Genomic DNA, 12,154 nt, shown 5'->3' on the forward strand with positions numbered 1-12,154 from the left:
GGAGCGCACTATGAGTCAGAAAAATTTTGTTGAGCTGCGCAATGTCACCAAGCAATTCGGCAGCAACAGGGTTATCGACAATATCAATCTCACCATTCCGCAGGGGCAAATGGTGACGCTGCTCGGCCCTTCCGGCTGCGGCAAAACGACCATTCTGCGCCTGGTGGCCGGGCTGGAAAAACCGAGCGAAGGGCAGATTTTCATTGATGGCGAGGACGTTACCCATCGCTCGATTCAGCAGCGCGACATCTGCATGGTGTTTCAGTCTTACGCCCTGTTTCCGCACATGTCGCTGGGGGATAACGTCGGCTACGGTCTGAAGATGCTTGGCGTGTCGCGCAGCGACGTGAAAGCGCGGGTGAAAGAGGCCCTGGCGATGGTGGATCTGGAAGGATTTGAAGACCGCTATGTCGATCAGATCTCCGGCGGTCAGCAGCAGCGCGTGGCGCTGGCGCGCGCCCTGATCCTCAAGCCGAAGGTGCTGCTGTTTGACGAACCGCTGAGCAACCTCGACGCCAACCTCAGGCGCAGCATGCGCGATAAGATCCGCGAGCTGCAAAAGCAGTTTGATATCACCTCGCTGTACGTGACCCACGATCAGAGCGAAGCCTTTGCGGTTTCCGATACCGTGCTGGTGATGAACAAGGGCCATATCATGCAGATCGGCTCGCCGCAGGATCTTTACCGCCAGCCCGCGTCGCGCTTTATGGCGAGCTTTATGGGCGACGCCAACCTGTTCCCGGCCGCCTTCAGCGAGGATTTTGTCGATATTTATGGCTATCGGCTGCCGAGACCGCTGCATTTCGCCGCCGAGGGCGAAGGCAGCGTCGGCGTACGTCCGGAGGCGATTACCCTGAGCGATCGCGGCGAGGAGAGCCAGCGCTGTACCATCCGCCACGTGGCCTATATGGGGCCGCAGTATGAGGTGACGGTGGAGTGGCACGGGCAGGAAATCTTGCTGCAGGTGAATGCGACGCGGCTACAGCCGGATGTCGGCGAGCAGTATTACCTCGAAATCCACCCATACGGGATGTTTGTATTAGCCGATGCGGCGTAACTGACGCCGGGTGGCGGCTTACGCCTTACCCGGCCTACGGTTCGTGTACTACGGCTCGTGTACCTTGTAGGCCGGGTAAGCGCAGCGCCCCCGGCCCAAGGTTTTGCAACCCGATTACCTTGAAATCCACCCGTAGCGGATGCTTGTGCTGGCCGATGCGGCGTAACTGATGCCGGGTGGCGGCTTACGCCTTACCCGGCCTACGGTTCGTGTACTACGGCTCGTGTACCTTGCAGGCTGGGTAAGCACAGCGCCCCCGGCCCAAGGTTTTGCAACCCGATAACCTTGAAATCCACCTGTAGCGGATGCTTGTGCTGGCCGATGCGGCGTAACTGATGCCGGGTGGCGGCTTACGCCTTACCCGGCCTACGGTTCGTGTACCTTGCAGGTCGGGTAAGCACAGCACCACCGTGCCTGGAGGTCGGATACCTTGTAGGCTGGGTAAGCGCAGCGCCCCCGCACCTGGAGGTCGGATACCTTGTAGGCCGGGTAAGCGCAGCGCCACCCGGCAGCCACTCAGCGCTGCGCGTTCAACTCCGCAATATCCTTCGGCGTCGTCCGGCAGCAGCCGCCAATCAGCTTCGCCCCTGCGGCCTGCCACTGCGGCAAGTAACCCGCCAGGGTGGCGCAGGCTTCACCATGGTGATGCCAGGTTTTGGTCACCGGGTCATAATGCTCACCGGAGTTAGGGTAAACCACCAGCGGCAGCGCCGTCAGGCTATGCAGATGCTCCAGCGCGGCGGTGGTGTCTTCCAGCGCGATACAGTTAATTCCCAGCGCCACAATCTGCGGGTAGTTCGCCAGTATGGAAATCACTTCCCGCAGCGGGGTTCCGTCGCTGAGATGCTGCGCATCGCGCAGGGTAAACGAGAACCACGCCCGCGCACGAGGATAGGTACTCAACAGCTCCACCAGCGCCTTAATCTCGGTAAAGTTGGGCATGGTTTCGCAGGCCAGCAGATCGGCCCCGGCGTCGAGCAGCGCTTCCACCCGCGGGCGGTGGAACGCCTGAAACTCTTCGCGGCTCCGGACATAATCGCCACGATACTCCGAACCGTCCGCCAGGAACGCGCCGTACGGCCCGACCGAACCGGCAACCAGCAGCGTGCCCGCCTGCGGGTTCTCCGCCAGATACGCTTCCCGCGCCTTCCGCGCCAGTTCAACGCTTTTACCGATCAGCGCCTTCGACTGCGCTTCATCCAGCCCGCGGGCGGCAAACCCCGCCGGGGTAGCCTGATAGCTGGCGGTAATAGCGACCTGCGCGCCGGCGCGAAAGTAATCCAGATGGACTTCGCGGATAAGTTCCGGGTTGTCGACCAGCACTTTCGCCGACCACAGGCTGTCGGCGAGATTGCAGCCGCGCGCTTCCAGCTCCGTCGCCATCGCGCCGTCCAGCAAGATAAAGGGCCGGGTGTCCAGGATGGCGGTTAACGGATTATTCTGCGACATGTTGAGGCTCCTGGGTCAATGCCCGTGAACGAGTCAGATAGTACGCACCATAACACAGGGCGACGAACGGAATCCCGCACCACAGCGCAATTCTCTGGCTGGGGTCAAAGGCAAGACCAACGCAGGCCACCAGACACAAAATAAAGCCCAGCACCGGCACCAGCGGGTACCACGGAGCGCGATAGTGCAGTTCGCTCAGCGCTTTCCCCTGCTGGAGGTGGCGGCGACGGAACATAAAGTGCGATGCGCAGATGCTTAGCCAGACCGCCACCACCGCAAAGCCGGAGATAGCCGACAGCGCGACAAAGACCGTATCCGGCGCCACCACGCTGGAAAACAGCGCCAGTACGCCGCCCAGCATACTGACCGACAGGGCGATCAGCGGCACGCCGTTGTTGTTCACTTTGGCAAAACAGGCCGGTAGCGTCTTTTCATTCGACAGCGACCACAGCATCCGCCCGGAAGCATACAGCCCGGAGTTCGCCGCCGAGAGAATGGCCGTGAGGATCACAAAGTTAAAAATATCCGCCGCATAGGGGATCCCCACCTTTTCGAACACCAGCACAAACGGGCTTTTTTCCACCCCCGCCTGCTGCATCGGGATCAGCGCCGCCAGCACAAAAACGGTGCCGATAAAAAAGATAATCAGTCGCGCGATGGTCGTGCGGATAGCGACCGGGATGACCTGATGCGGATTTTGCGTCTCACCGGCGGCAATCCCGATAAGCTCAGTACCGGAGAAGGCGAAATTCACCGCCACCATGGTCATCAGAATCGGCAATCCACCGTGGGGGAACCAACCTTCGGCGGTGATGTTGTGCAGACCCGGCGCCGGTGAACCATCCTGCATAGGAATAAAGCCAAAGATGGCGGCACCGCCAAGAATAATAAAGGCAATGATGGTGACGACTTTCACCAGCGAAAACCAGAATTCACCTTCGGCGAAGAAGCGTGTGGAGATGACGTTAAGGCCAAAGATCAGCGCGCAAAACAGTACGCACCAGATCCACACCGGCACCTGCGGAAACCAGTACTGCATGCAAAACCCGGCGGCGGTAAAACTTGAACCCAGCGCCACCGTCCAGGTCAGCCAGTAGAGCCACGCCACGGTATAACCGGTCGCCGGACCGAGATAGCGTGCGGCATAAACGTGAAAAGCGCCGGTTTCCGGCATCGCTACCGACAGCTCGCCCAGACACTGCATCACCAGCCAGACCACCAGCGCGCCAATCAGATAGGCCAGCAGCGTACCCGCGGCGCCGGTGGTGGAGATGATATAACCGGTATTAAAAAATAACCCTGTGCCAATGACGCCACCCAGCGACAGCATAATCAGATGGCGTGTCTTCATGGTGCGCTTTAACTGCCCACCTTGTTGTTGTGTTGTTTGCATATTACCTTCTAAACGTATGGACATCTAAACATCCAAAGAAGGTCTGTTATACCCTGCCGATGGCGAAAAAGCAAAGCGTGCTGCACCATCCCGTCGCGCGATTGCCCCGCCTCTTGCCCCATTTTTGTTCATCCTGTGCCGCCGGGTGAAGCGCTGACGCCAGCCCTGTCCTGGCATCTTCTTTGCAGCGTCCTGCGTATCTTCATCTGGCGAGGCAGCGAATATGACAGGGCACACCACGACATTAAAAAGAACGCTCGGCAGTTTCCGTTTATGGGGGATCGCCGTCGGGCTGGTCATCTCCGGTGAATATTTTGGCTGGAGCTACGGCTGGTCACAGGCCGGGACCCTGGGCTTTATGATTGTGGCGCTGGCGATTGCCGCCATGTACTGCGCCTTTATCTTTAGCTTTACCGAGCTGACCACCGCCATTCCGCATGCGGGCGGGCCATTCGCTTACGCCTACCGCGCATTCGGTCCGACCGGTGGCTTTATTGCCGGTTTCGCCACCCTGATTGAGTTTGTCTTTGCCCCTCCGGCGATTGCTATGGCGATCGGCGCCTATCTTAACGTCCAGTTCCCGGCGCTGGACCCCAAATGGGTCGCCTGCGGCGCCTACGTTATCTTTATGACGCTGAACATCCTCGGCGTCGGCATTGCCGCCACCTTCGAACTGATCGTCACCCTGCTGGCGATTTTCGAACTGCTGGTGTTTATGGGCGTGGTGGCGCCGGGCTTCTCATGGAGCCACTTTACCGCCAACGGCTGGGCAGGCGCAGAGAGTTTCAGCGGCCTGGCGCTGCCGGGCATGTTTGCCGCGATTCCCTTTGCTATCTGGTTCTTTCTGGCCATTGAAGGCGCATCGATGGCGGCCGAAGAGGCAAAAGACCCGCAGCGTACCATCCCACGCGCGCTGGGCGGCGGTATTCTGACCCTCACCGTGCTGGCCATTGGCGTGATGGTGTTTGCCGGCGGCGTTGGCGACTGGCGCACCCTGGCCAACATCAACGACCCGCTGCCGCAGGCGATGAAAATGGTGGTCGGCACCAGCAGCGGCTGGCTGCATATGCTGGTGTGGCTGGGTCTGTTCGGTCTGGTGGCCTCGTTTCACGGCATCATCATGGGCTATTCCCGGCAGATCTACTCGCTGGCGCGGGCGGGCTATCTCCCTGCCGGTCTTGCCACCCTCAACCGTCGAACCCGCACGCCGCATCTGGCGATCCTCGCCGGCGGCGTGGTTGGCGTGGCCGCGATTTTCTCCGACTCGCTGATTACCATCAGCGGGATGCCGCTGACCGCCTGTATCGTCACCATGTCGGTATTTGGCGCTATTGTTATGTATATCACCTCGATGGCGGCGCTGTTTAAGCTGCGCCGCAGCGAGCCAAATTTGATTCGTCCGTTCCGCGCGCCGCTCTACCCGTGGGCACCGGCGTTCGCCCTGGCGATGGCGGTACTCTGTCTGGTGGCGATGGTCTGGTACAACCCGCTGCTGGCGCTGATTTTCGCAGCGATGATGCTGGGAGGCTATCTGTGGTTTCGCAAAACCGCCTCCTCCCGCGAACGCGCGCCGGCGGACCCACAGCTGCGCATTGTCTCCTGAGGAGGCGGCATGTATAAAACCACGCTATCGGGCCAGGTCTGGCGCTTTGATAGTCTGAAAACGCTGATGGCGAAAGCGTCGCCGGCGCGATCCGGCGATGCGCTGGCGGGCGTGATCGCCGATAGCGCCGAGGAGCGTATGGCGGCAAAAATCGCGCTGGCGGATGTCCCGCTGAGCGAAATTCTGGCCAATCCTCTCATCCCCTATGAACAGGATGAGGTCACCCGGCTGATTATCGACACCCACGATAGCGGTGGATTCGCCGCTATTCGCCACCTGACGGTCGGGGATTTTCGCGACTGGCTGCTGGATGACGCCACCGATACCGCCACCCTACAACGAGTCGCGCGGGCGATAACGCCGGAAATGGCGGCGGCAGTGAGCAAACTGATGCGCAATCAGGATCTGATCCTCGCCGCCAGCAAGTGCCAGGTCATAACTCGTTTTCGCAATACGATCGGGCTACCGGGACATCTTAGCGTGCGCCTGCAGCCTAATCACCCGACGGATGACATGAAGGGCATTGCTGCCAGTATGCTTGACGGCCTGCTGTACGGCGCGGGCGATGCGGTGATCGGCATTAACCCGGCAAGCGACAGTCTGCCGGTGCTGGCGCAGCTCAACCATATGCTCGACGATATTATTCAGCGCTTCGCCATCCCCACCCAGTCCTGCATTCTGACCCACGTCACCAACACCCTGCAGCTGATTGAGCGCGGCGCGCCGGTCGATCTGGTGTTCCAGTCGGTGGCAGGGACCGAGGCGGCCAACAGCGGTTTTGGTATTAATCTGGCCTTACTGCAGGAAGCGCGTGAGGCGGCGCTAAGCCTTAATCGCGGCACCCTCGGCAACAACGTGATGTATTTCGAGACCGGCCAGGGCAGCGCGCTTTCCGCCAACGCCCATCACGGCGTCGATCAGCAGACCTGCGAAGCGCGCGCCTATGCCGTTGCCCGCCATTTTGATCCGCTGCTGGTCAATACGGTGGTCGGTTTTATCGGCCCGGAGTATCTCTACGACGGTAAGCAGATCATCCGCGCCGGTCTGGAGGATCACTTCTGCGGCAAGCTGATGGGGCTGCCGATCGGCTGCGACGTCTGCTACACCAACCACGCCGAAGCGGATCAGGATGATATGGATACGCTGCTGACCCTGCTGTGTACCGCCGGACTGACTTTCTTAATCGGCGTGCCGGGCGCGGACGATATTATGCTCAACTATCAGAGCACCTCCTTTCACGATGCGCTGTACGCCCGTCGTCTGCTTGGCCTGAAACACGCCCCCGAGTTTGCCGCCTGGCTGACAAAAATGCGCATTATCGATCCGGATGGCACCCTGCGTTTGACCGATGCCCGCCATCCGCTGCTGTCCGTCCTGCCGCAAGGAGAACCGGTATGAATCCCCCCGACGCCTGGAACCCGCTGCGTGAATTTACCGATGCGCGCATTGCGCTGGGGCGCAGCGGCGCCAGCCTGCCCACGCGCGAAGTACTCAACTTTGGTCTGGCTCATGCCAGAGCCCGGGACGCGATTCACCGGCCGTTTGACAGCGAACAGCTGGAACCGGAGCTGGCGGCAATGGGGCTCTCCTCGCTCACGGTCCACAGCGCCGCCGGCGATCGGCATATTTACCTTAACCGTCCGGATCTCGGGCGCCGACTGGATGAGGCCAGCCGCGCCGATCTCGCCGCCAGCGGCGTGCGGCCGGCGGACCTGCTGCTGGTGATTGGCGACGGGCTCTCCTCGTATGCCGTGCATCGTCAGGCTCTGCCGCTGATTCGCGCGCTGCTGCCCTATCTGCACACGCTGGGCATCAGCCTTGCGCCGGTCGTGCTTGCCCATCAGTCCCGAGTGGCGTTAGGGGATGATATTGGCGAAACGCTGAAGGCCAGGGCGGTGGCGATATTAATCGGCGAGCGGCCGGGGCTCTCTTCACCGGATAGCCTTGGCGTCTATCTGACCTGGCAACCGCATCGTCAACGGCTGGAGTCGGAGCGTAACTGTATTTCGAATATTCGCCCGGACGGGCTGAGCTATGATGCCGCCGCCTTTAAGCTGGCGTGGCTGCTGGAGCAGGCTTTTTTACGTCGTCTGACCGGCGTACGTCTTAAGGATGAGAGCGATAACCCGGCGCTGCATGGCAGGGTAAAACCGCTGGGGATGCAACAGATTTAAAGCCGCTGGAGGCTGCGGCATGGCATCCCGCTCGCCGCAACCTCCAGCAGCCTCGCGCTACACAAAGCACACCTCGTTCCAGTAGGCTTCACGCGTCCAGCGTCGCTCAGTATGTCTTATCATGACGGAACCACCGTGTTTCAACATTGCCGATATCCACGCCGTAAAGGCTGGCGACTGGCAATATTGCCTCCATCATTCGTTGGGTATCCTGCTGCCCGGCTTCACCGTTAGATAAAAAAGCCAGCCAGCGCGTTAATCGTTGCCATAGTGCTACTTTCATTTTTCCTCCGTCGGGAAGCGATTTGCCTGACCGTATTTCAACCACAGATGGCGCAAGCCTGGAAATATCAATTCCGGGTTTTCAATCCCGGAAGGCGCATATCGCCCCGCCGGTCACGTCGGGGAATACCCATGCATTCTCTAAGTTCTTTTTTGATATAGATAAGAACTTTTTCTTCTTTGCCGGAGACGGTCGGTTTGTGGGAGCGTGATAAGCACAAAACAAAAACAGGGATTCAGGGGAAATAATCATGCGCATTGCAAAAACGAAAATCGCGCTGGCGCTGGGCATTCTGGCGCTGACCGCACAGGCTCAGGCAGACCAGCTGGCGGATATCAAAGCCGCCGGCGTGGTGAAAGTCGCCACCTTCGACGCCAACCCGCCGTTTGGTTCCGTCGACCCGAAAACCCACCAGCTGGTGGGTTATGATGTCGATTTCGCCCAGGCGCTGGCAAAATCGCTTGGGGTAAAACTGGAGCTGGTAGCCACCAATCCGGCCAACCGGATTCCGCTGCTGCAATCCGGGAAGGCCGACCTGATCGTCGCCGATATCACCATCACCCCGGAACGCGCACAGGTCATTGATTTTTCTACACCGTATTTTGTCACCGGCCAGCAGTTCCTCGTCCCGGCAAAATCAGCGGACCAGCTCGACAGCTACAGCAAAGCGCGGATCGGCGCGGTCAAAGGCACTACCGGCGAACAGGCGCTGCATCAGCGTTTCCCGCAGTCGCGCGTGCTCTCCTATGACGATATTCCGCTGGCGCTGACCGCCCTGCGTAACGGCAACGTCCAGGCCATCACCCAGGACAGCACCATTCTCGCTGGCCTGCTGGCAGAGGCGCCGGACAAAGCTAACTTTAAAATCATCCCCGATTTGCTGAGCAAAGAGGAGATCGGCGTTGGCGTCAAGAAAGGCGAACCGGCGCTGCTGAAAGCGGTCAATGACGAGCTGGTCAAGCTGGAAAAATCGGGCCAGGCCGCCAAAATCTATGATGTCTGGTTTGGCCCTGCCACCAAAACTCCACAGCCGCGTGCGTTTACCATAGAAGCTAAATAATATGTTATCGGGTCTGTTTTCACGCTCCGCGGCTTCGTCCGCGGATTTTTCGCATTTGCAGCGCGCCAGTATAGAATTTCGCCAGGCGGCAAAACGCTACGGCGACCATCAGGTGCTCAACGGCATCAATCTGCAGGTCGAACCCGGGGAAGTAGTGGCGATCCTCGGGCCGTCAGGATCGGGGAAATCAACGCTGATCCGCCTGATCAATCAGCTCGAATCCCTCAGCGCAGGCGAGATTCTGATCGACGGCAAACCCACTCGCCATCTTACGGACAGTGCGCTGCGTCAGCTACGCAGCCGCGTGGGTTTTGTTTTCCAGCAGTTCAACCTCTATGCCCATCTGACGGCGCAGGAAAATATCACCCTGGCGCTGGAGCGCGTGCACGGCTGGGAAAAAACCGCCGCGCATGAACGCGCGTTGGCGCTGCTGCAACAGGTCGGGCTGGAGGATAAAGCCCGCCAGATGCCGTCCCAGCTCTCCGGCGGCCAGCAGCAGCGCGTGGCCATTGCCCGCGCCCTCGCCTCGTCGCCGCAAATTATTCTTTTCGATGAACCCACCTCGGCGCTCGATCCGGAAATGATCGGCGAAGTGTTGCTGGTCATGAAGAAGCTGGCGCACAGCGGCATTACCATGGTGGTCGTGACGCATGAGATGCAGTTCGCGCGCGAAATTGCCGACCGGGTGGTGTTTATCGACGGCGGCGATATTCTCGAAGTGGCGCCGCCGGCGGACTTTTTCGCCCGGCCACAGCACGACCGCACGCGGCGTTTTCTGCAAAAGGTGCTCAATCCGCTGCACCAGGAGAGTCTCGAGTGAACCCGGTTCTCGACTGGCACGGCGTCCTGAGCGGGCAGCCGCTGCAGTGGATCATCTCCGGCTTTCTGACCACTGTGTGGGTCAGCGTCGCCGGAATAATACTGGCGACCGTGCTGGCCGTTGTGCTACTGGCGCTGCGCTTAGGCGGCGGTAAAGCGGGCCGCGGGCTGGTGGCCTGCTGGGTCTCGCTGTTTCGCAATACGCCGCTGCTGGTACAGCTGCTGTTCTGGTATTTCGCCGCCTGGAACCTGCTGCCGCTGGCGGCGCGGGATTTCATCAATGCCGACCACGCGTGGTCCATTCTGCCGGGTAACGTCTGGTGGCTAACCCCGGAGTTTATCTGCTCGATGTGGGGACTGGGGGTGTTTACCTCGGCGTTTCTGGTAGAAGAGATCGCCTCCGGGCTGCGCGCCGTCAGCCACGGTCAGCGCGAAGCCGCTCTTGCGCAAGGTTTTACGCCATGGGGCGAACTGCGTCATATTCTGCTGCCGCAGGGGCTGGCGAACGCCTGGCAACCGATCATCGGCCAGTATCTGAACCTGATGAAGCTCTCGTCGCTGGCCAGCGGCATCGGCTTTGCCGAACTGACCTACCAGGTACGACAAATCGAAAGCTATAACGCCCACGCGCTGGAGGCCTTCGCCGTCGGCACGGTGCTGTATCTGGCGCTTGGGGTGGTGATGGGGATGGCGCTGGCGCGTCTTGGCCCGGGCAAAACCCAGCACAGGAGCGCGCAGCATGAACGCTAATCTGGCGGTGATCGCCGATAACCTCGATTACCTGCTGTGGGGACGGCTGGCGGATGGCATTCCCGGCGGCGTGGCGTTGACCCTGATGATGGCGATCGGCGCCGCGGCGCTGGCGCTTCCTCTCGGCATTCTGCTGGCAGGCGCCGCCTGGCGTTATGGCGGGCTGGTGCGCCGACTGCTGTTCCTGTGGGCGGAGCTGATTCGCGGTATTCCGCTTATTTTCGTCATTTTTTGGCTGTGGTATCTGCTGCCGATGCTCACCGGGAGCGACCTGCCGGGGGCGGTGACGGTCACCCTGGCGCTGGCGTGGTTTACCGCCGCCTCGGTGATGCATTCGGTGCTGGCGGGGCTGCAGTCATTGTCCGCCGGGCAGTTTGAAGCGGCGCGAACCCAGGGATTTTCTGCCGGGCAAGCGCTGCGTTTCATCCTGCTGCCGCAGGCGCTGCGCAACGTGCAGCCGTCGCTGGTGGGGATTTTTATCAACCTGCTGAAAGACACCTCTCTGGCGTTTATCGTCAACGTGCCGGAGCTCACCACCGTCGCCGGCCAGGTGAACAACCGGGTGCAGATCTACCCGCTGGCGATTTTCGTTTTCACCGGCGCGGTCTATTATCTGCTGTGCTGCGGCCTGAGCCTGCTGGCAAACCGCCGCTTTACCAGGCGTAACGCTGACAGGCGCTACGCAGGCGGGTAAGAAACTGCTGCGCGTTCGCGGTCAATGCCGATTTCTGCGACCACACGGCGCAATACTGCGCCGCCGGCAGCGAGGAAACCGGCAGGGTCACCAGCTTATCCCCGAGCTGGAGCGGGTGACTCATGGCCCGGGCGACAATGGTCAGATAATCCGATTCCAGCACCATGTTGAGGCCGGTGATCACCGAGTCCGTACGCAGCGGGGTGATCGCCACCTGGCGATAAAAATGAATCAGCTCGTTTTGCAGCTGCTGGTAGTAGCCCATCGGCGACTCCGGCAGCAACCATTTCGCCCGCCGTAAGGCCATCAAATCGCTTTCATTCGCCAGCGGATGCCCTTTACGCGCCACCACGCAGAACGGCGCGGTAAACAGCGGCTCGATCATCACCCCTTCCGGCGGCCGCATCGGGTCCACCGAACCGATCGCCAGATCGATTTCGCCGCTGCGCACCCCGGGCAACAGGGAAGAGAGCTGCCCCTCTTTTAGCGTCAGCAGCATCTGCGGCAACGCCTGCTTAAACCCCTCCGCCACCGCCGGAAACACCGTCAGCGCGATCAGCGATGAAAAGCCTATCGTCAGGCGGCCGTGGGTCACCTGATTAATTTGTTCAACCTCGTCCGCCGCCCGGCGCAACTCCTCCAGCACCCACTCCGCGCGCTGCGAAAACGCGCTGCCCGCTTCGGTGAGCGTGATCCCCTCTTTGCTGCGCAGCAAAAGTTGCGTGCCGAGGGTCTGCTCCAGCTCACGCAACGTCCGGCTGAGCGCCGGCTGCGACTGGCCCAGTTCTCGTGCCGCCGAACGGATGCTGCCGCTGCGCGCCACCTGCCTTAGCGCCTGCAGATGGCTCACTTTTGGGAGATATTTCACCGCC

General features: G+C 60.6%; 12 protein-coding genes. 8 read left to right on the top strand and 4 right to left on the bottom strand.

Features of this window, described 5'->3' with window-relative positions:
- The first annotated feature begins 10 nt into the window (after positions 1-10).
- Entirely contained in the window at positions 11-1,057 is a 1,047-nt protein-coding gene (fbpC, locus tag AC007G_RS04085; RefSeq protein WP_032696579.1) for a ferric ABC transporter ATP-binding protein, read from the top strand.
- A 516-nt stretch (positions 1,058-1,573) separates the two neighbouring features.
- On the opposite strand, the gene mmuM is transcribed toward fbpC, so the two are convergent.
- Positions 1,574-2,506: a homocysteine S-methyltransferase gene (mmuM, locus tag AC007G_RS04090; RefSeq protein ID WP_046853044.1), complete on the bottom strand. Its 933-nt coding sequence runs from the start codon at positions 2,504-2,506 to the stop codon at positions 1,574-1,576.
- Complete coding sequence (mmuP, locus tag AC007G_RS04095) at positions 2,493-3,899, bottom strand: S-methylmethionine permease (RefSeq protein ID WP_032689315.1); 1,407 nt, start codon at positions 3,897-3,899, stop codon at positions 2,493-2,495. Before mmuP ends, mmuM begins: the two co-directional genes overlap by 14 nt.
- A 223-nt stretch (positions 3,900-4,122) precedes the next feature.
- On the opposite strand from mmuP, the gene eat reads away from it, so the two are divergent.
- The 3 genes from eat to eutC are packed head-to-tail and all read left to right on the top strand — an operon-like array spanning position 4,123 to position 7,676.
- Positions 4,123-5,502 (top strand): ethanolamine permease, encoded by a 1,380-nt coding sequence (eat, locus tag AC007G_RS04100; RefSeq protein ID WP_032689316.1) that lies wholly within the window; start codon positions 4,123-4,125, stop codon positions 5,500-5,502.
- Between the two features lie 9 nt (positions 5,503-5,511).
- Entirely contained in the window at positions 5,512-6,900 is a 1,389-nt protein-coding gene (locus AC007G_RS04105) for an ethanolamine ammonia-lyase subunit EutB (protein ID WP_032689317.1), read from the top strand.
- A complete protein-coding gene (gene eutC, locus AC007G_RS04110; RefSeq protein ID WP_032689318.1) occupies positions 6,897-7,676 on the top strand; it encodes an ethanolamine ammonia-lyase subunit EutC in 780 nt (259 codons plus the stop codon). Before AC007G_RS04105 ends, eutC begins: the two co-directional genes overlap by 4 nt.
- A 106-nt stretch (positions 7,677-7,782) precedes the next feature.
- Here the strand turns inward: eutC and AC007G_RS04115 are convergent, their stop codons facing one another.
- Positions 7,783-7,959, bottom strand: a complete 177-nt coding sequence (locus tag AC007G_RS04115) for a hypothetical protein (RefSeq protein ID WP_015585065.1) — start codon at positions 7,957-7,959, stop codon at positions 7,783-7,785.
- 250 nt (positions 7,960-8,209) lie between these two features.
- Here AC007G_RS04115 and AC007G_RS04120 point away from each other — a divergent pair, with 250 nt between their 5' ends.
- Genes AC007G_RS04120 through AC007G_RS04135 form a run of 4 tightly spaced genes read left to right on the top strand, consistent with a single transcriptional unit; the run spans position 8,210 to position 11,282 of the window.
- Positions 8,210-9,019, top strand: a complete 810-nt coding sequence (locus AC007G_RS04120) for an ABC transporter substrate-binding protein (RefSeq protein ID WP_032696582.1) — start codon at positions 8,210-8,212, stop codon at positions 9,017-9,019.
- Between the two features lies 1 nt (position 9,020).
- Positions 9,021-9,839, top strand: coding sequence for an amino acid ABC transporter ATP-binding protein (locus tag AC007G_RS04125; protein WP_032696583.1), 819 nt, complete (start codon positions 9,021-9,023; stop codon positions 9,837-9,839).
- Complete coding sequence (locus AC007G_RS04130) at positions 9,836-10,588, top strand: amino acid ABC transporter permease (RefSeq protein WP_142630484.1); 753 nt, start codon at positions 9,836-9,838, stop codon at positions 10,586-10,588. The genes AC007G_RS04125 and AC007G_RS04130 overlap by 4 nt, the downstream gene beginning before the upstream one ends.
- The gene (locus AC007G_RS04135) at positions 10,578-11,282 is read left to right on the top strand and encodes an amino acid ABC transporter permease (RefSeq protein WP_032689326.1); all 705 of its coding nucleotides are present in this window, start codon (positions 10,578-10,580) and stop codon (positions 11,280-11,282) included. The genes AC007G_RS04130 and AC007G_RS04135 overlap by 11 nt, the downstream gene beginning before the upstream one ends.
- On the opposite strand, the gene AC007G_RS04140 is transcribed toward AC007G_RS04135, so the two are convergent.
- On the bottom strand, positions 11,242-12,150 hold the full coding sequence (locus AC007G_RS04140; RefSeq protein WP_032689327.1) for a LysR substrate-binding domain-containing protein: 909 nt from the start codon (positions 12,148-12,150) through the stop codon (positions 11,242-11,244). The two genes, AC007G_RS04135 and AC007G_RS04140, sit on opposite strands and share 41 nt — an antisense overlap.
- Positions 12,151-12,154 lie beyond the last annotated feature (4 nt).

This window comes from Klebsiella sp. CSG-1 (assembly GCF_056521145.1).